Source organism: Rhizobium sp. NPDC092011 (assembly GCF_044756305.1).
In the GTDB taxonomy this organism is placed as follows: domain Bacteria; phylum Pseudomonadota; class Alphaproteobacteria; order Rhizobiales; family Rhizobiaceae; genus Rhizobium.
Genome location: NZ_JBIVSO010000016.1, coordinates 67171 through 86760, shown reverse-complemented (window position 1 = coordinate 86760; position 19590 = coordinate 67171). Strand labels below are relative to the sequence as shown.

The window sequence follows — 19590 nt, the reverse complement described above, 5'->3', positions numbered from 1 at the left end:
TGACGTAAATCAGAGGAAACAGGGAGGGACGACAGAGGTGCATTAATATCAATAGGTTGCCTTGTATTCCTCAACCACTTTCGAGACAGTCTCTTATCACGCCCGGTAAGGATCAGCGCTGCAATTTGCTTGTTGAAGCGTTGTTGGTTTACCGAGGCCTCTAGGCGCGAACATCCATCTTGACCATGGCGTTATCGTGAGGCCAAATATGTTGAAGTAAGCTGGGCAGGAATTTAAAGTTCTTACGTGCGAGTAAGGTCAGTCTTACATTCATAGTTGGGAAGCCATACGGCTATAACCGATGTATCTCTTCGTTGGCAGGTCGGATGAGTCGCTACGCTGAGGTGGCGTAAACTAACTCTATCTCAACCCATTTTAACAAATGACACGTCGCTATCGTATGCTCCTGAATTTGCCGCGGCTGCTCTGCCGCAATGGCAAAAGCACCACTCTTGATGCTGCTTGACACGATACTCAACCTACGTTAGCCGCTAGCAAGAGCAACGGTAATTTAGTATCAACCAACAACTTGGTGTGTTAGAAAGTTAACATTGTGACAAATAGATCTCCGATTCAGCTTTTTGTCCCAACGTATCGCGTTGAGGAATGCCTGGCGGCAATGAAAGAGTGCTTGGACATAGGGTGGACTGGGCTAGGCTTCAAGACTGTGGAATTTGAAGAGGCTTGGAAGAAATATACTGGCGTCTCTCATGCGCATTTTCTTAATTCTGCTACAGCGGGGCTGCATTTGGCAGTAAAGATCTTCAAGGAAGTTGGCGGCTGGGCCGAAGGCGATGAAGTCATAAGTACCCCGATTACGTTCGTATCCACAAATCACGCTATCTTATACGAAGGACTGAAAGTCGTATTTGCCGATATCGATCAGTATGGATGCCTTGATCCCGCTAGTATTGAAGAGCGAATTACCAACAAAACTCGAGCTGTTATTTTTGTTGGGTTGGGTGGGAATGCGGGCCAGTTGACTGCAGTTCAAGAGCTATGCAAGCGCAGGGGGTTGCGGCTAATTTTAGATGCTGCGCATATGGCGGGTACGCGCGTTAATTCGACAACCCCTGGGTTGGGTGCGGACGCAATTGTCTATTCGTTCCAGGCAGTTAAGAATCTGCCGACGGCCGACTCGGGAATGGTTTGCTTCCGTGAGGCTGCGCTTGATAAGATTGTCCGGCAGCAATCTTGGCTAGGAATTGATAAAGATACGTTTTCTCGGTCGCAAAGTGGCGGTGCGTATAAGTGGCATTATGACGTGCCGCATCTAGGATTCAAGGATCACGGAAATTCACTAATTGCTGCGACTGCTCTTGTTCAGCTTAAGTATCTAGATCAAGATAATTCCTATCGCCGTCAGGTATCTTCTTGGTATCAGCATCGGCTCTTAAATATACCGGGCATAGAGATCGTTCCAATTTCGGTGGATTGCGAGTCGTCGCGACATTTGTTTCAGATCAGGGTCTCAAGACGCGATGAGGTTCTCCTAGCGCTGAATAATGCTGGAATTTTTCCGGGCGTTCACTATCGGGATAACACAGAGTTCTCGATGTATGCGAATGCAGGAAATTCATGCCCGAACGCACGCGAGTTTTCGGAAAGTGTGATATCTCTCCCCCTCCATCTTCGCTTGACATATGACGATGTGATGTACGTGTGCGACACCCTTTGTGAAATTATCGCTGAGATGAGATCGTAGTATACTGGATTATGATAGTTCTGTCCGGTGCTATGGCCGGGCAGGCAACTCATATATAAGCGGAATGCGGCCATGAGATTACTAGGTCAGGTTGTACAATATGGAGGTTTCGCATGCGAATCGACATTGGTTGCGGATCCGTTAAGCTTGATGGCTTTCTAGGGGTTGATCGCTTTTCCCTCCCTGGTGTGGATGTTGTATGTGACATCAACCGGGGCTTGCCATTTGCCGACAATAGCGTCGCCTATATTCATGCATCTCATTCGCTGGAGCATTTCGAAGATCTCAAACGCGTGATGTCGGAGGTAGTTAGAGTCTGCAAAGATAGAGCTATTTTAACTATTTTTAGTCCCTATTCGGCAACTCGTCTTAACGAAGCAAACTTTTATCATCTCAATGCTTTCAATGAGCATAGCGCTAGGTTCTGGACAAACTCAGTAACATCTATAGCCGGCTGCGATTTCAGTGATTTCCCAGGCAGTCCACAATGGGGACTTGCTCAATCTGATAATAGCACTTGGGCAGCCAGTGTCAGAGTGCTTCATGCCGAGTATTTTTATTTTCCTCCATACCGCCTGCTTCCCGAACAAGCGCGCACGCTTTTGCGGCAGACGCTATCGGACGTATGTGACTCCTTTCTACTACACTGCGTAATTTGCAAACAAGATTGCAGTGATTTAGAGCTACTTGAATGGAGTAAGACTGTTGATTTCATACAATCTCCCCAGGTCGTTGCCCGTCGTGAAATGGAGCAGGAAGCAGGGCCAGCCAATTTGATTTGTGAAATGGTTCAGGCTCCGTCGAGGGTCGAAAGGCTCGAGAGTTTGGTCCTTGAGTTGAAGCAAGAGCTACTTGCTCTTCGGCGCGATCTGAGAAGTAAGGGAAATACCAAGAAAAGCGCGGAGAGAAATGCAAATTAGCTATGAACTTTGCGCTCGCGTTGTGCGCCAGTCAATTGGGGTTGGAAATTGAAGACGTCTGTAGTTTTTACAATACCTGACGACCGGAATATCGGTGAGCCTTTTTTATTTTCTCTGCTCAATGTGGTTCTGCGCGAGGAATGCCCGTTTGAAGTCATAGTCGTGTTTAGGGGTGACGCTTGGCGACATTCTCCCACGGTGCAATGGCTCCTAGCCAAGCCAACAACGGAGAATCTTAAAATCTTAGTGGTGTCGACCGGCAACCTCGCGAAGGCATACAATGCTGCGATAGGTGTGATGACCTCCAATGAGGTAATCTTCTGGGATCCACGATTGCCATTCTTCGTTCCATGCGGTGGGTTGGTTTCTGAGGAGCGGTGTGCGGCCGATAATTTAGTTTGCGTACTAAGATCCAAGGTTTTCGTTCGTAACGGGTATCCGAACGCTCCGCCACCAAGCCTTATCTACGCATGGGTTCTCAATCAAGAGTTAGTTTGCCTCGCAGATTTTCGCTTTTCGCGTGAGCAGATTTCACTATTGGGAGGTTTCGATGAATTTGGATTGTTGGGAGAGTACTGCGGTTGGGACTTTATTGTAAGGGCGCTCCGCTTGTTCAAATCGCAATCCATCGTGGATTATGATATTGATCTAGCTTTTTTGGGCGAAAGGAAAGCTAAGTCGTACGACTTAATACATCGTTATATTGTCTATCCAAGAACAGCGACGTCTCGAGGCGGAATTAGAACAATTGACCTCGATGAATTGTTGAAGCGGTTCATGGCCGATCTTCGAGAATCGGATCGAGCAATTGTTGCGTCTTATTGCGGGAAAAGAGTTGCCGGATCTGCGGATTCGCAGTCCAAGCTTAGCAAGTCGGTAAGATCGCCGTATCGAATCTTGCTGACTGGTAGCTTCTGGGAGTACCACCACAACTGGTTGTGTTTCTTGAACTATGCGGAAGTGCTCGCGGGTTCCGGATTTGCAACGTTTCGAATTATGCTTGATTCAGCCGTGGAAGAGAGTGATTTATTTGATATTGATCTTGTGATTATTTCAAGGGGCAAAGTCGCCGCGGTAAAAGACTTAGTTGACCGGTGTGTAGCTAGAAACATCAAGACTCTTTACATGATCGATGACAATTGGATTTCTGTTTCTCAGGATTGGCCGGATTTATATGGCCAAATTTTTGCTGCGGAATCGGAATTCATGCAAACATTCAAGTATTGTTTGGAAAAATGCAGTTTTACGCTAACCTATAACCCTATATTGCTTTCCGATATTGAGGGCTATGCGAAGAATATTGTCTCCTTACCCACGAGCGTTGACCTAACGAGGTTTGAGATTTTCGAAAGACCGGAGCAAAGTCGCCGGTTCAAGATTGGATATTCTGGATCAGCTCGCTTTACGTCAGCGCCATTTGAGGCACTTGCTAGGATATCAAGGTCACAAGAAGTAGATGTACTGATATTTGGGAGTATTCATCCCGAACATGAGATCCTATTTGCGGATGCAAATATTACTCGGTTGCCCCTGATGGATTACCATAATTACATTCAAAACATACGCCAAGAAGGTTTAGATATATTATTGGCACCTTTGGATAATTCGCGCACTTCGCAGTCAAAGTGCCCTAACAAATACCTGGAGATAACCGCAGCAGGTGCGGTTGGGATTTACAGTAAGGTTGAGCCTTACCTGTCTTTTGTTGAGGACGGAGTGAATGGGAAATTTGTATCAGTCGATGCCGATGCACACGAGTGGGAGGTTGCGATTATAGAACTGCTCGATCACGCGCTTCTGCGTGAAATTTCTACCTCAGCAAGAGAAATCGTTGCTGCCGAGAACTCTGTTGAGGTTGTCGCGCCACAGTTTCGAAGATTAATTGAATCGATATTGGAAAGCTAGTATTATGCATATAGTTCTTATTTCGCATTCTCCGCATTTGCAGGGTGCGGAAAAGATGCTTGTAAATTTGGCTTGCGCGATCGCTAAAATTCCGAATTGGTCGGTATCTGTTCTTATACCTGAACCTCATTTAGGCGTTCTCCCTAAGATTTTGGATGTTAATCGGATCGCTTGGTATCCTATTCCATCGCATAATTGGTTCATTGAATTAAAAAGAGAAGATGCGGCAGCTCTATTTCAGAGTGCCCGACGAAATGCGGGTGAAATTGCCCGGATTCTTTCTGTAATAAAAGCAGATGTGATTATTGTTAATACTATGACGGCATTGGATGGGGCTATTGCTGCTATCCGCATCAACAAACCGTTCCTTGTTTGGTGCCACGGAATACTGGAATCTTGGTGGTTAGGAATTGATAGTTCTATCAGGCGGCAGTGCGAAAATATCCTCATTGCAGCGGCGGATAAAGTCGTTTGCATATCGGATACAACACGCCTGTATTACCAGCATTTTTCTGGTGGCGGGAATTTTGAGACTATCTACAATTGGACGAACGTGCCAAATAAGAGGCCACTAAACGATAAGAATATTGTTTTTTCGTATCTAGGTACCGCGGAGAGACACAAGGGGCTTCCAACACTCTTGGCAGCCTTTCATAAGGTAGTGCTCGGTGGTGAGCCCGGCATCCTGGATTTATACATCGAGCAATCTGACTACGTCTCCAATTTTATTCACATAAATGACCTTAGCGGTCGGGTGAACGTTTGTGGACGGAGTGAGAACGTTGATAAGGTGTATCGCAACTCCTACTGCGTCGTGATCCCGTCGCTTATAGAACCTTTTGGTATGGTTGCAGTAGAAGCGATGGCGTGGAGCACGCCGGTGGTCGCGTCGTCTGTTGGAGGATTGACTGAGATCATCGAAGACGAGAGGAGCGGATTACTGTTTCCTGCTGGGGATTCGGATAAGCTAGCTGAAAAGATCTCTTATCTTATACGAAATCCAGCTGAGGCAGCGCGTTTGGGAGAGGGAGGATATAAACGAGTTCGATCGAAGTTTAGTGGGAAGATCTCTTTACGGAGATTTACAGCTCTCTTATCCACGTCTGTTGAGGAGCACAAAGTAGCCAAGAGGAACAATAAGATTCTAGAGAATGTCGTAGAGATTTTCGGATTGGAGTTTGCCAGCCCTCAAGGTCAATTTGCCATCGATTCGACTATTCAAAAAGTCGTCGAGGTGCCATCGGCATCAACGGAAGCATCGATACCGGAGCAGGATAACGATCGGTCAAATTTCGAAGAGCTGCTAAGTGGACGTTACCTTAAAGGATGGGCTCATCAGGGAGTGGCGGGACCTAGTGAACTGGAGATATATATTGACGGCCACATCGTGGGCAGTTGCATAGCCGAGATATTTCGTCCTGATTTACAAGCGGCCGGTATTGCCGAGGGGAAAAGGGGATTTGTCTTTCCGATCCCCGAACGTTTTTTAGATGGCAGAGGTCACCAGTTTGACATTCGGTTTGCTAGGGGAGGCCGCAGCCTAGCGAACTCTCCATCCCATTACGTGACTGAGAGTGGAACTGACACGCTATTGCGTGAAAAATCTCGTTTCGGCTATTCTATCATTTCGCAGACTGCTCGCAGTTTATTCGATCACTTGAGGTATTGGCCTTCACAGATCGATAGGCTCTCGCGAGGCGCGAAGCCTTTTGTTGTTGGTGTTGGGGATGGCCCTAATCCATCAACGGAATTGCTGTTACATCGGCCGCTTCATGCTTTGAGGGAATATGGTTATTCCAGCGAGGTCTTTCTAGAGGATTGCCTTCCGCCAACTGACGTTCTACGTGGCGTCGATGTTGTTTTGCTCGCGCGAGCAACGAGGGATACGACTTTACACTTTGCTCAAGAGGCGAAGAAAGAGGGAGCAAGAGTCATCTATATGATCGACGACGATCTCTTCGCTCTAGCTGAGGATAGAGGTTTGGATCCCTCTTTTGCAGATCGAATTAATTCGTTGTTGAATTTGTCGGATCGCGTTGTAGCATTCTCGCCAGAACTAGTAGCAACGCTGCGGCCAAAAGTGGCAAGCATTCAAGAACTGCCAGTTTATAGCAATATTGAGTATTTCGATATGCTGGAGAAAACAACGCGTCCGCTCGGAGCGCCATTTGAAGTTCGCATTGGCTATGCTGGCACCTCGACGCACGCAGGGGATATCGCACTGATTGAGGATGTCCTTCTTTCGATAATTAGTGCGCGCCCAAACGTTGTCGTAGAGAGCATCGGCCAATTCTTTCCCCGCCTCGCGGACGAGACGCGCTATCGGTATTGGAAAGAGGTTCAAGGTATTAGAGAGTTTGAAAACCTTCTCTATTCTCGGAACTGGACTATTGGTTTGGCTCCATTAGAGCAGACGCGTTTCAATGCCGGTAAAACGGACAATAAGTTCAGGCAATATGGCGCGGCGAAAGTCGCAGGGATTTATTCGAATATTGCACCATATAGAGATTCGGTCAGTCATGGCAGAACAGGGCTACTAACAGAGAACTCGCGCGAAGAGTGGAGAAAAGCAATTGAATACCTAGTAGACTCGCCACAAGTGAGAGAGACGATCGCATTGAATGCTGCGCGTAATGTCCGGGCGCGTTATGGCGTTAATTATGTGACTCAGTCATATCATAAGCTATTGCAAAGTATCTTTTAGTGCTGGGTTTGGAAGGTCCGGCGGCTTTTTTCGGCGGCGAAAGCCACGATTGGCTTTGTGCAGAAGTCGGGGACGCAGAGGCAACGATTACTCAAGTTGACTAGTCATTGTCCAGGCGAGGATATGAAATGTGGGGCGTTAATGTTGCAGGTTGATAAAAGTGTACTCGAAGCGAATATTGAGGGGCTCAGATGCCGGCTTACGCCGTTGGGTTTGCAGCACACCGAGTTGGTCGTTGGCTGGCGTAACAATCCGGAGAATGCTAAATGGTTTCTTGGCGGGCATGTTATTACTGCAGAAGGGCATACCTCATGGTTCAATCGACAAGCTGCAACTTGTAACAATTTCAATTGGGTCATTGAGCTCAAGGAGGGGAAACCGGTGGGTATGGTATCGTTGTACGATGCTAATTTTGTCGCGGGGACCGCGGAGTTTGGTCGCTTGTTAATTGGTGATTCATCTGTGGTGGGAAGAGGATTTGGGATGGAGGCTACACAGCTTGTGTTGTCGGCAGCAAAAAAAGCCAATTTTCAGCAAGTTTATTTGTTCGTCAAATCAATGAATGCTCGAGCAATCAACATATACGAGCGCATCGGATTTGATCGTGTAAAAGAGGTTGATGATCTTATTGAGATGCGGATTGTGATCCAAAAATAAAATTAATTTGGATGCTTTGTTGGTTTCCGAGTATATTTCTAGTTTTTTCACCATTAATCTTAGTGTGAAAATTTAATCTTTTTCAAATTTATATTGGAGACCTCAAAGTTCTCCTATGACCTTGCCCACAGGTCTTATCCAGTTTTGAGTTCGCTCCAGCGGTTTTGTGAAGTGCACCCGAAGTTAGGCCGGTGGGAGGTGGAATTTTCCGTGACCTGACCTTGCCCCGGTGAAATAATCCATTTTGAAGTAAGCTCGTAGCCCCCCGGTGAGGGCCGCCTTGCTGAGGTAGGCTGAAGACTGCAAGTCCTAGTGCAAGCACTGGGGATAGTCATATGGCGAAGCATCAGGTTGAGGTTATCACATCGGTCGAGCGGCGACGGCGCTGGTCACGGGAGGATAAGGAGCGGCTGGTCGCGGCGACGTTAGAGCCTGGGGCCAGCGTATCGGAGATCGCGCGATCGGCTGACATCCATTGTAGCCCCCCGGTGAGGGCCGCCTTGCTGAGGTAGGCTGAAGACTGCAAGTCCTAGTGCAAGCACTGGGGATAGTCATATGGCGAAGCATCAGGTTGAGGTTATCACATCGGTCGAGCGGCGACGGCGCTGGTCACGGGAGGATAAGGAGCGGCTGGTCGCGGCGACGTTAGAGCCTGGGGCCAGCGTATCGGAGATCGCGCGATCGGCTGACATCCATTCCGGGCAATTATTCCGATGGCGCAGACAGCTCTGCCAAATATCAGCGCCGCCCACGCCGCAATTCATTCCGGTTGACGTCGTCGCGGGTTTACCAGGGCCTGATCCGGTGGAAACGACACCGCCGTCACGACCGCGCAAGAAGACGAGCGTAGTAACGATCGAGCGTAAGCGTCGTTTTGCCCCCACCTTCCGGATCATCTTGTGATTGACGATGTTGAGCCTGAATAGAGGGCTTAGACATATGTCGATTTCAGAGCTTACGCTTAAAACCAAGGATGATGAGCCGGTTCGACGGTTTGAGGTTTTCACTGGAAGTGGTCGTCGCCGTGAATGGAGCGACGAACTGAAGGCGCAGATCGTCGCGGAAAGCTATGAGCCCGGCGTGACGGTGTGCTCGGTGGCGCGGCGTCACGGGCTGACATCGCAACAGTTGTTCACCTGGCGGCGGCTTGCCCGCAAGCCGCTCGATGTATTGCCGGACGTGGCACCGATGTTTGCGCCTGCCGTCGTCGCACAGGATATGCCCATGCCGAAGAAGGTACGGCGAGCACGTTCACCGAGGAAGGCTCACGGCGACGCCGTGATTGAGCTGGAAATTGGTGGTGCGACAATCAGGATTGCATCCGGTGCTGACGCCACGACGATTGCAGCCGTCATTGCGGCCATGAAAGCATCATCGTGATTGGTCCGTCCGGCGCGGTGAAAGTCATGATCGCCACCAAACCGGTCGACTTCCGCAAGGGTGCAGAGGGATTGGCTGCACTGGTGAAGGCCGAGATGGGAGCCGATCCATTCTCCGGCACGATCTACGTATTCCGGGCCAAGCGAACCGACCGCATCAAGTTGATCTTCTGGGATGGCAGCGGCGTATGCCTGGTCGCCAAGCGGCTTGAGGATGGTGAGTTCCATTGGCCCCGGATGCAGGACGGCGCAATGCATCTGACGTCCGCCCAGTTCTCGGCTTTGTTCGAGGGGCTGGATTGGAAACGCGTGCATGCGCCGAGCGAAACGCGCACGCCTGTTCAGGCCGGATAGCAGCCGCGACCAATTGAATCAGCCACATCCAACATCTCGTTTTGGGAGGCAAAATATGCTGTTCTTGCCAAATGAAGATGACGGTGGACGAGCTTCCCGATGACCTGAACGCGCTGAAAGCGATGGTACTTTCGCGCGAGGCTGAGAATGCTCGCCTGCGTCAGATCATCAAGGAATTGCAGCGTCACCGCTTTGGTCGCCGCGCCGAAACTCTTCCCGAGGATCAGCTTCTCTTAGGCTTGGAAGAAGCTGAACAGGTCGAGGCGGATGGTCTGGAAGGAACGGAGCAAGCCTCAGCCGATCTGCGCCAGACGCGGGTCGCCAAACGACGAATGAACCGAGGCTCGCTTCCATCTCACCTGCCGAGGATCGAGATGGTCGTTGATATCGATGATCATGCCTGCCCAGACTGCCATCATGATCTGCATCAGATCGGCGAAGATATCAGCGAGAAGCTGGACATTATTCCGGCCCAGTTCCGGGTGCTGGTTGTTCGTCGTCCGAAGTACGGCTGCCGGGCCTGCGAGGATGTCGTCGTCCAGGCTCCGGCTCCCGCCCGGCTGATCGAAGGCGGCATTCCGACCGAGGCAACCGTCGCCCAGGTCCTCGTCTCCAAGTATGCCGATCATTTGCCGCTCTATCGTCAGGCTCAAATCTACAAGCGGCAAGGTATAGACCTTGATCGCTCGACGTTGGCTGATTGGGTCGGACGTGCTGCCTGGCATCTGCGGCCGGTTCATCAGCGGCTGCTCGACGTCTTGAAGACATCATCCAAGCTCTTTGCCGATGAGACAACAGCACCGGTGCTCGATCCGGGGCGCGGCAAGACCAAGACCGGGCAACTTTGGGCCTATGCGCGGGACGACCGACCATGGCAGGGGAACGATCCGCCAGGTGTCGTTTATGTCTATGCGCCAGATCGCAAGGCCGAGCGCCCGATGACCCATCTCGACAGCTTCGTCGGCATTCTCCAAGTAGACGGTTACAGTGGCTACCGCCCGTTGGCTGCCAAGAATACCGTCTCGCTGGCCTTCTGCTGGTCGCATGTTCGGCGACGCTTTTACGAGCTGGCAGCAGCCGGTCCCGCACCCATTGCCACTGAGGCGCTACGGCGCATTGCCGAACTCTACAGGATCGAAGACGATATCCGTGGCCACGCCCACGACGAACGCCGCGCTGTCCGACAGGAGAAGAGCCGCCCGATCACCGACAGTCTTGCGCCCTGGTTCACCCTACAGCTCGGCCTCATCAGCCAAAAGACGAAGCTGGCCGAAGCGATCCGGTATACCCTGTCACGCTGGGAAGGATTGACCCGCTTCATCAACGACGGCCGCATTGAGATCGACTCCAACATAGTCGAGCGATCGATCAGGCCAATTGCCCTAAATCGCAAGAACGCACTCTTCGCGGGTTCCGACGCCGGGGCCGAGCACTGGGCGACCATCGCATCACTCATCGAGACCGCCTTATGCCGCGCGCGGCATAAGGCGGTTTATGCCGACCGGCGAACTATGCCGAGTGCCTCTTCCAATGTTTGCGGCAAACCGTGCGTTCCCGGCCGGTTCGGCGGGTCGCCGTTGGTTGGCACTCGGCATAGTCCTCATGCTCAGAGGGCGTTCAGGAATTCCAAAAGCCGGTCGCTTGGTCGAAACCGCTCGGCCTTGGCGCGTTCGTACGGCTTCAGCCTTGCGAGTGCCGTTTCCTTCAGTTCGAGATGCGCATGAAGATAGGTCAGCGTCGTTTCCATCGCTTCGTGGCCCAACCACAGGGCGATCACCGAGCAATCGACGCCCGCCTGCAGCAATTCCATGGCAGCGGAGTGCCGCAAGACATGAGGCGATACCCGCTTTGAGCGAAGGGAGACGCAGTGATGGCGGGCTTTGGCGACATATTTGTTCAGCAGCGCCTGCACGCCGTCGGCGCTGAGCCTGCCACCGTGCATATTCGGAAAGAGAGCCGTTGCACCTCGCTTTGTGGGCTCCCTGAGCCAGTTACGAAGGGCTTGCTGTGCAAGCTTTGTGAGCGGCGTACTTCGCTCTTTGCGGCCCTTGCCAACGCATTGCACATGCGCACCCTGGCCGAGCATTACCGAGTCTCGGTCAAGGGCGATGATCTCCGAGACCCGCAACCCCGTTTGCGCGGCCAGCAATAGCAGAGTGTAATCGCGGCGCCCCAGCCACGTGCTTAGATCCGTACAGTCCAGGATCGCTTCAATCTCGGGCCTGGTTAGAAACTGAAGCTGCCGCTTGTCACATCGCTTGCTGGGGATCGCGAGCACACGCTGAATATGAGCGCTATGTGCCGGCTCCTCAAACGCCGCATATCGGAAGAATGAGCGGATGGCTGTGAGGCGAAGATTGCGGGTCCGCACCGAGGCGGATCTCTTCGTCTCAAGATCCTCCAGGAATGCGCCGATGAAGGGAGCGTCCAAATCCCGCAGCGTCAACTGCGATGGGGATCTCCCAAGGCGCGTCTGTGCGAACGCAAACAGGAGCCTGAAGGTGTCGCGATAGGAGGCAATGGTGTTGGAACTTACACCTCGATGCTTCATGAGCCGATCTGTAAACCACCGCTCGATCAGCACGGCCAGGTCGTTCGTGCGTCTCATGACCGTACCTCCCAGCGCTTATCCAATCGCCGTACGGCATGGTTCATCAGTTCCGGCGTGGCGGAGAGGTACCAATAGGTGTCGCGAACATTGGCATGGCCGAGAAAGGTTGAGAGAACCGGCAGTTCGCGTTCCACATCTTCGCCAGCGCGATGCCAGTTGATCAGGGTCTGGACGGCGAAACGGTGACGAAGATCATGAATCCGTGGGCCATTGCGATTCCCTTCCTCTCGCAATCCGATTTGCCGGGATAATCGCCAGAACACGCGGTGCACGTATTGATGCAACAATCTGCCGCCCTGTTCGGCGACGAAGAAATAGGGACTGCGCGGCGTACCAAGGTGTACATCGCGTCGGACAGCATAATCTGAAAGGACGGCAATTGTCGTGGCATGTAGCGGCACCAGCCGTGACTTGCCAAACTTTGTCTCTCGGATGGTGAGGACGCCCTGGTCGAGATTGACATCGGCCCGGAGCAGGCCGAGCGCTTCGGAATGGCGCAGCCCCGCCACCGCTATCAGCCCGAACAGGCAGTGATATGTCCAGCGTCGCAGGGCGTTGGCCGGCGGCAACGACAGTGCGGCCGCCAAAAGTGCCTGAATCTCGATCTCGCTATAGATGTAGGGCTTTGTCCGCTGTGCCGGCGCCACAGCGTCGCTCGGTGGCACTTCCGTCAAAGGATCGAAATGAGTGAGGTGCTGGGCAAAGCAGCGCACATCAGCCAGTCGGATGGACCAACTCGGCTGCCGTCCCATCGAGGTCACCCACTCCATTGCCAAATCATTCGTGATGGTCTCGGCGCCGCGAGCTTCCATGAAAGCGACAAACTCCGACAATCGTTTTGCCGGACCGTCATATTTGTATCCCAGCCCTTGGCGCATGCCGATGTAGCGCTCAAGCGCGGTGCGAAGCTGGCTCATTGGAGACCTCCCGGCCAGGGCAGGCTCAGTTCACGCAGCTTCTCAATATCGAGCTTGGCATAGATCCTTGTACTGTCGATGCTTCGATGGCGGAGCAGTTGGCCGATCTCGGCAAAGCTGGCGCCCGACCGCAAAAGGTCGGTCGCAAGGCTGTGGCGGAAAAGATGGGCACCGTGATGCGCATAGCCGTCAATGCCTGCCCGTTCGAGTGCCTGCTTCGCGATCATCGTGATGGCGCAGCCGGAGGCAAAGCCCACATGCGGCGCAAGTGTTCGCAAGAAAACTCGCCGACATGCCGAGGCTGGGCGCCCATGCCGGATATAAGCGACGATCGCTGTTCCGACGTCGTGACGCAGCGGCATAGTCGCTTGCCGCCGTCCCTTTCCGTGTACGAGGATCGTGCCCGACTGCCAGTCGATATCATCAAGATTGAGGGTGGCAACTTCGCTGGCGCGCAAACCGAGCTTGGCAAGGATCATCAGAACCGCATAGTCCCGACGACCCATTGCCGTCGTCCGATCGCAAGCATCGAGAACTTTTTGCACCTTCTCCGGCGGCAGGAATGTTGGAAGGCCGGCAAGTCGCCAGCGGCGGATGGACGGCACACAGTCGGCCAGCGCCGTCGAGATTAAGCCCTTCAGATGCAAATAGCGCAGGAAGGCACGCACGACCCCGCACATGGCTTTACCACTGTCGGCGGAACCGTCGAGCGCGTGTCGCTCCACATAACCGATAACGATCTCCGGGGTGAGCGCCGCAAACCCGTCTGCGCCGGCAGGACACACCTCCCGGAGAAATCGAAGCGACAGAAGCTTGTGGCTCCCCACTGTCGCGGCGGCGAGCCCTCTCTCAGTCGAGAGATATTGCCCGAATACATCGACGATCTTCTCGTGCTTACTGCGCTGAATCGGAAGCGCGGCTGGTATCAACCCTTGCTCCCGTAACGCCAAAAGCAAGCGACGGAGCGCTGATCGATCGCCCGAGTCGGGCTTCCAGTGTTTGAAACGATGTTCAAGAAAGCGATCGACGTGAACCTCGCTCAAATCCTGCGGAGCATGTCCATTGCCAACATGCCAGTCCATCAGATCCCGAAACAGGCTCAGCGAGCGCCACGTGCATTGCCGACCCAAACCTTCGTTCGACATTTTGGCAGCGTAAACGCCCGCAAACTCCCGATACGGACCGTAGACCAGCTTCCGATATAGGGCGCTGCGATTCAAATAGTCAGTTGCGTTCATGTGTCCTCTCCTTCGCGTCAATTGCGACGGAGAGACACTAAGCTATACCGACTAGGCGACCGCTATGGTGCCGGAAACGTTGGCAAAAAGTCGATTAATCGGCATAGTTCGCCGGTCGGCATAAACGGCAAAACTCAACGACATTGATCCTCAGGCCTGGCTGGCTGATGTTCTATCTCGCATTGCGGATATGCCCGTCACGCGGCTCGAAGACTTGCTCCCATGGAATTGGAGCCCTTCGACCGCTGCAGCACACAAAGCGGCCTGATCCGCGGCCCTGACCGCAGGGTTACCCATCTTTTCGCGGGCATCCGCAAGTGTCAGGAACCAGTGTTGGTTCAGGCATTCGGCGCGGAAGCGGCCGTTGAACGCTTCTGTAAAGGCGTTGTCGGTCGGTTTTCCAGGGCGTGAGAAGTCCAACGTGACGCCCTTGGCATAGGCCCAGAGATCAAGATCGCGAGACACGAACTCGGTTCCCTGATCGACGCGGATCGTCTTGGGATAGCCAACCTGGCGGCATACTCGTTCGAAGGTTTGCACGACATCTTCACCTCGATAGCTGTGCCGCGGATCGAGCACCGGCACATAGCGTGAGAAGGTATCCACCACCGTGAGCACCCGCAGTTTCTTGCCGGTCGCGAGTTGGTCGTGAACGAAGTCCATAGCCCAGACATCGTTCGGACCGACTGCCATTTGCCGATCCTCCCGCAGCTTGGCTTTGACCCGGCGTTTCGGTGTCTTATTACGCAATTGTAGGCCCAAGTCCCTGTAAATGCGGTAGGTCCGCTTGATGTTGGTACACCAACCCTCGCGTTCCAACAGCACCTGCACACGACGATAACCGTAGCGGACACGGGTCTCGCAGATCTCACGGATACGACGCTCCAGACCGGCCTGATCGGCACGACGAGAGGTGTAGTGGTAGGTTGACCGATCGAAGTTCAGCGCCCCACAGGCACGCCGGATCGAGATCGCCCAATCCCGGCACATGCCCTTTACCATCTCCCGCTTGCGAGCAGGCCTTAGAGCTTTCGGCGAATGACGTCCTACAGCATCTCACGGTCGAGCGTCAGGTCCGCGACAATCTTCTTCAGCCGCGAATTCTCATCCTCGAGCTGCTTCAGCTTCTTCATCTCCGGCGGCAACAGACCGGCGTATTTTTTCTTCCAGTTGAAATAGGTCGCCTGGCTGATTCCAGCCTTGCGGCAGATCTCTGCGACCGGAACACCCTCATCACCCTGCTTCAAAATGAACGCCTTCTGTGCGTCCGAAAACTGCGATGCCTTCATCGTTTTCCGTTCCTTTTCCAGCCGGGAAAACTCTACCCAAAACTGGTCCAGTTTGAAGGGTTCACATCAGCAGGTCACGAACTCAAAACTGGATAAAACTTGGGGGCAAGGTCACACTCTGTCAGTTCGGAGCTGAAACCAACATCCATGGGTTTACACCACTTGCAAGGCGAGCTACCAGCCCGTAAGGGAAAAGCATTGACCGTAGTTTTGGTAAAGCAGTGAAGTTCAGTGTTGCGAGCCGACCAGAGGTGTGTTGCATTGGAATAAACGGTGGAGAGGTTCAGATTTGAGTGCGATTTTGGTCACAGGTATCAACGGCCAGATTGGTTTTGAGTTGGGTCGTATCTTTGGCGTTTCTGGCGAAGTGCGGATGCTTACACGCTCACAAATGGACCTTGCTGACGAGGCGAGCATCTTAGGTGCTCTTCGAACATACAGGCCAAAAATCATAGTTAATTCGGCGGCGTATACGGCCGTGGATCATGCGGAGAGTAATAGGGATCAGGCTATGGCGGTAAACGCCGTAGCACCCGGCATTATGGCACGTTACGCCGCCGACCATGATGCAATGATCATACATTATTCAACCGACTACGTTTTTGATGGCAAGAAAACTTCGCCATATACCGAGGATGATCAGGTAAATCCACAATCGGTTTATGGCGAGACGAAGTGGTTGGGAGAGGAAGCTATCCGAGCGTCAGGTGTTCGGCATTTGATTTTGCGGACAAGCTGGGTCTACGGTTTGCATGGGGAAAACTTTCCAAAGGCCATCCTTCGGTTAGCGAGGGAGCGCAGTTCTTTGAGTGTCGTTGCTGATCAGGTGGGGGCTCCTACCTCTGCTGCAATGGTTGCAGATGCTACCAAGATGATGGTCGAACGCGCTGCTGATGGCCTAAGCGATTGTAAATTGGGCACCTATCACGTAGCTGCGGAAGGGAGCACGTCATGGTACCGTTACGCCGAGCATATAATCCGCCTGGCAACCTCCAAAAATTTTGAGCTTTTGGTTACTTTTGATAAACTTATCCCAATTTCGACCGCAGAATATCCTTCGCGGGCTAAACGGCCGGCCAACTCTCAATTGGACTGTTCGAAGCTTCGGCACAATTTTGGTCTTTCTCTTCCCTCGTGGGAATTATCAGTCAACGAATTTATCAGCGAACTGGTAAGTTCTTAAGCTCCCGCAGCGAAATGATCGCTTAGCCAGCTACAGTTATGTAGATCAACTTCATGCTTCTAAAATAGCTTTGATGACATTGGCTTGGGGCCTAAGCCATTCGCGAAACAACCTGGTCCCATCATCCAGTGAACCACGATGCGTGTTCAATGCCGCCGTTGGCACCCGGCCACTCTCCATCTGCCTTACGACCTCGGCAAAATCATCCGGCTGCGCGTTCCGGCTGGCAAAGAGCGTGGCTTCGCGCTTGTGGAATTCCGGATCTGAGAAGGTGATGTCGTCGCGGACGACGCCGACGAGCACATAGCGACCGCCATGGGCGACGAAGCCGAAGCCGCGTTGCATGGCGCGTGCGTTACCGGTCGCGTCGATGACCACATCGTAGAAGTCGCCATCGGTCAGACGCTTTGCTTTGGCTTCCGCCTCGTCATTGGCTATCAGTATGCGGTCGGCGCCGAGTGAAGCGAGGGTGAATTCCAGGCGGTCTTCGCGCATGTCCATGACGGTGACGTCTGCGCCGCGCGCCTTGGCAAAGATGATGGCCGACATGCCGATCGGGCCGGAGCCGACGACGAGGACGCGATCTCTGGCGGTGATGCCGCCGCGCTTGACGCCATGGGCGCCGATCGCCAGGAATTCGATCATCGCAGCGTCGTCTAGCGACGCCTTGCCGGCCGAGGCTACATTCTGCTCCGGTACGCAGATGAACTCGGTCATGCCGCCATCGCAATGGACGCCGAGAACGCGAAGGCTCTGGCAGGCATTGGTCACGCCGCGACGGCAGGCGATGCAGTTGCCGCAGGCGAGATAGGGGACGATGTAGACATTCTCGCCGCTTTTCAGGCGGCTGGAACCATTCGCATCCTCGACGGTGCCGGAGAGTTCGTGGCCCATGACGCGCGGATACTCAAGAAAGGGGTGCTTGCCCTGATAGATATGGTAATCCGTGCCGCAAATGCCGACCCGCCTGATGCGTACCAACACTTCCCCTGCGGCTGGCGTTGGAACGTCGCGCTCGATCAGGGAGAGCTTGCCGGGTTCGTTACAGATCAGTGTCTTCATGACGATGTACTCTCAAAGGACCAAGGGGCATTGATGTCAATATATTTGCTTGGTTGGGCTCGCGAGGCGGCGGGTCGAGCGCTCCATTGATGCTCTCCATGCCGAGTAGCCGCGAGCGTATCGGACCGAAACGATCATTGCGTCGCCTCTTCCATGGGGTAGCGGGCGGCGATTTCTCTCAGCACAGGCGCACTCAGGCGGTCGGCGGCTTTATCTGCCCATTCGAGGAACGATCGGATGCGGCGATCGACCTTTGTGACATGGTGCTGGCTGATGTCGACAATGCGATGATTGAGAAACGGATTGCAGAAACGGTCGAGGGTTGTCGCTATGTAGGCCTGAGCCTCATTGCTCATGCCCCTCGCGGCAAAGCCCGGCACCACTTCGTTTCGGTAGACCGTATCCAGCCTCTGACGGATCTGATCGTCTGCCAGAATGGCGCACACCGTCTCATCGGCAGGCCGGTTCCCGCGCAGCCAGACTTCCGCAAGGAACGTGTGGCCGAGATTGAGAATGTGCAGCTTCAGGCGCTCGTAGGGCTCAAGATCGTCCGTCAGGATGATGCTGGGGTGATTGCATGGCGGACGGACGCCCGGCGCGCGCTTGATCGCCCAGAGCGCATAGGGTTCGGCAACGGCACCGATCGGTTCGATCGGCTCTGAAACAATCCGGTCGACGAGCGTCTCGGCAAAGGCGACATGTTCGTCGAGCCAGGCAAGGAACTCGGTTGGGCTGGAGTTGCGCTGCGCGCATTCGATGACCGCCTGTTTGAGAACGCGTCCATTGGCCGTTATCAACTCGCAAGGGAGGATGACGAGCGGACGGCCGGATCCAAGCCAACGCCGGAACAGAAGCGCTGCAAGTTTGGCGGGGAAGGATCGCGGAACTTCGCCTTTCCCGTCGAATCCATCATCCTCTGGCGAGGTCTGATAGCCGGTGTCGCCGGTGTTGGAGATAACGAATTCGGCATCCGTGGCGAAGAGCGTTGCCAGCGCCTCCCAATGCTCGGCCGCGGACAGACCGTTTTCGACGCTCGTGACCTGTACCTTATGATCGACTGGCCGCCCGTCCGACATGCCGCGGATAACGACGGGATAGCCGTCTGGATGATTGAAGGCCTTCACGCGTCCGCTCCGGCTTGTGGCGCCAGAAACCTGGACGACTGTGATCGGACCGACGTCCTGGCCGGCTTGCCTCGCCTCATGCACAAACAATGCGGCATGTGCTTGCAGGAAGCGGCTGGTGCCGAACTGAACAATCCGCGGGCTCACGCAAAGATCCCCATAGCTGCAATACCGATTTCCGTGCTTGCTCGATTGCGCTGACCTGCAGTCACCACGCAATCCATCGATATCTGTTTTTTATCTATAGAAAACAGATATCGATGGCAGTCAAATGTTTTTTATGGGTAAGAACAGACGCAAGAATGCGATGCTCTCAACAAGAGGGAGCGTTCAAGACTATGCGTTCCAGAATGCGTGATCATGCCCAGTGTGGCGAACATGGGCTGGTGAATATCCACCTCCTGATGCGCGGTCCGCCTTCGATCCCCAGGGGCGCCGCAGGAATGTGGCGATAGGCGGGGGCATGGCGCTGATTTCAGGTGATTGGGCGGGCGAGATCCAGTTCGCTACCAGGCCTGGTGCCCGCAGGATCAATCATCCTT

The 19590-nt window shown here is 53.5% G+C and carries 16 protein-coding genes and 2 pseudogenes; 12 read left to right on the top strand and 6 right to left on the bottom strand.

Features of this window, described 5'->3' with window-relative positions; genetic code table 11:
- Positions 1–553: 553 nt before the first annotated feature.
- The 10 genes from ACIQJ2_RS33240 to tnpC all read left to right on the top strand — a co-directional run bounded on the left by ACIQJ2_RS33240 (position 554) and on the right by tnpC (position 11348).
- Positions 554–1705: a DegT/DnrJ/EryC1/StrS family aminotransferase gene (locus ACIQJ2_RS33240; protein ID WP_400675756.1), complete on the top strand. Its 1152-nt coding sequence runs from the start codon at positions 554–556 to the stop codon at positions 1703–1705.
- 113 nt (positions 1706–1818) lie between these two features.
- Entirely contained in the window at positions 1819–2625 is an 807-nt protein-coding gene (locus ACIQJ2_RS33235; RefSeq protein WP_400675758.1) for a class I SAM-dependent methyltransferase, read from the top strand.
- 48 nt (positions 2626–2673) lie between these two features.
- Positions 2674–4530 carry a hypothetical protein gene (locus tag ACIQJ2_RS33230; protein WP_400675760.1) on the top strand — a complete coding sequence of 619 codons (1857 nt, stop codon included), beginning with the start codon at positions 2674–2676 and terminating at the stop codon, positions 4528–4530.
- Between the two features lie 4 nt (positions 4531–4534).
- Positions 4535–7234: a glycosyltransferase family 4 protein gene (locus tag ACIQJ2_RS33225; protein ID WP_400675761.1), complete on the top strand. Its 2700-nt coding sequence runs from the start codon at positions 4535–4537 to the stop codon at positions 7232–7234.
- 141 nt (positions 7235–7375) lie between these two features.
- Positions 7376–7891 (top strand): GNAT family N-acetyltransferase, encoded by a 516-nt coding sequence (locus ACIQJ2_RS33220; protein WP_400675763.1) that lies wholly within the window; start codon positions 7376–7378, stop codon positions 7889–7891.
- Between the two features lie 335 nt (positions 7892–8226).
- Positions 8227–8403, top strand: a complete 177-nt coding sequence (locus ACIQJ2_RS33215; RefSeq protein WP_400746707.1) for a transposase — start codon at positions 8227–8229, stop codon at positions 8401–8403.
- A gap of 43 nt (positions 8404–8446) precedes the next feature.
- Positions 8447–8794, top strand: coding sequence for an IS66-like element accessory protein TnpA (tnpA, locus tag ACIQJ2_RS33210; RefSeq protein WP_400675765.1), 348 nt, complete (start codon positions 8447–8449; stop codon positions 8792–8794).
- Between the two features lie 36 nt (positions 8795–8830).
- A complete protein-coding gene (gene tnpA, locus ACIQJ2_RS33205; RefSeq protein WP_400675767.1) occupies positions 8831–9271 on the top strand; it encodes an IS66-like element accessory protein TnpA in 441 nt (146 codons plus the stop codon).
- The gene (gene tnpB, locus ACIQJ2_RS33200; protein WP_233943286.1) at positions 9268–9624 is read left to right on the top strand and encodes an IS66 family insertion sequence element accessory protein TnpB; all 357 of its coding nucleotides are present in this window, start codon (positions 9268–9270) and stop codon (positions 9622–9624) included. The genes tnpA (ACIQJ2_RS33205) and tnpB overlap by 4 nt, the downstream gene beginning before the upstream one ends.
- Positions 9625–9695: 71 nt before the next feature.
- Positions 9696–11348: an IS66 family transposase gene (gene tnpC, locus ACIQJ2_RS33195; RefSeq protein ID WP_400675769.1), complete on the top strand. Its 1653-nt coding sequence runs from the start codon at positions 9696–9698 to the stop codon at positions 11346–11348.
- Here the strand turns inward: tnpC and ACIQJ2_RS33190 are convergent.
- Genes ACIQJ2_RS33190 through ACIQJ2_RS33180 form a run of 3 tightly spaced genes read right to left on the bottom strand, consistent with a single transcriptional unit; the run spans position 11231 to position 14390 of the window.
- Complete coding sequence (locus tag ACIQJ2_RS33190) at positions 11231–12232, bottom strand: tyrosine-type recombinase/integrase (protein WP_400675771.1); 1002 nt, start codon at positions 12230–12232, stop codon at positions 11231–11233. The two genes, tnpC and ACIQJ2_RS33190, sit on opposite strands and share 118 nt — an antisense overlap.
- Positions 12229–13152, bottom strand: coding sequence for a tyrosine-type recombinase/integrase (locus tag ACIQJ2_RS33185; RefSeq protein WP_400675773.1), 924 nt, complete (start codon positions 13150–13152; stop codon positions 12229–12231). The genes ACIQJ2_RS33190 and ACIQJ2_RS33185 overlap by 4 nt, the downstream gene beginning before the upstream one ends.
- Positions 13149–14390, bottom strand: coding sequence for a site-specific integrase (locus ACIQJ2_RS33180; protein ID WP_400675775.1), 1242 nt, complete (start codon positions 14388–14390; stop codon positions 13149–13151). The genes ACIQJ2_RS33185 and ACIQJ2_RS33180 overlap by 4 nt, the downstream gene beginning before the upstream one ends.
- Before the next feature lie 124 nt (positions 14391–14514).
- Here ACIQJ2_RS33180 and ACIQJ2_RS33175 point away from each other — a divergent pair.
- Positions 14515–14658 (top strand): annotated as a pseudogene (locus ACIQJ2_RS33175) (transposase domain-containing protein); the annotation flags it as partial.
- 26 nt (positions 14659–14684) lie between these two features.
- Here the strand turns inward: ACIQJ2_RS33175 and ACIQJ2_RS33170 are convergent.
- A pseudogene (locus ACIQJ2_RS33170) lies at positions 14685–15679 on the bottom strand (IS3 family transposase); the annotation flags it as partial.
- Positions 15680–15968: 289 nt separating this feature from the next.
- Between ACIQJ2_RS33170 and rfbD the strand changes: the two are divergent.
- Positions 15969–16862 (top strand): dTDP-4-dehydrorhamnose reductase, encoded by an 894-nt coding sequence (gene rfbD, locus ACIQJ2_RS33165; RefSeq protein ID WP_400675777.1) that lies wholly within the window; start codon positions 15969–15971, stop codon positions 16860–16862.
- A gap of 51 nt (positions 16863–16913) precedes the next feature.
- Here the strand turns inward: rfbD and ACIQJ2_RS33160 are convergent, their stop codons facing one another.
- A complete protein-coding gene (locus ACIQJ2_RS33160; RefSeq protein ID WP_400675779.1) occupies positions 16914–17924 on the bottom strand; it encodes a zinc-binding alcohol dehydrogenase family protein in 1011 nt (336 codons plus the stop codon).
- Positions 17925–18058: 134 nt separating this feature from the next.
- Complete coding sequence (locus tag ACIQJ2_RS33155) at positions 18059–19195, bottom strand: mannitol dehydrogenase family protein (protein WP_400675781.1); 1137 nt, start codon at positions 19193–19195, stop codon at positions 18059–18061.
- Between the last annotated feature and the right edge of the window lie 395 nt (positions 19196–19590).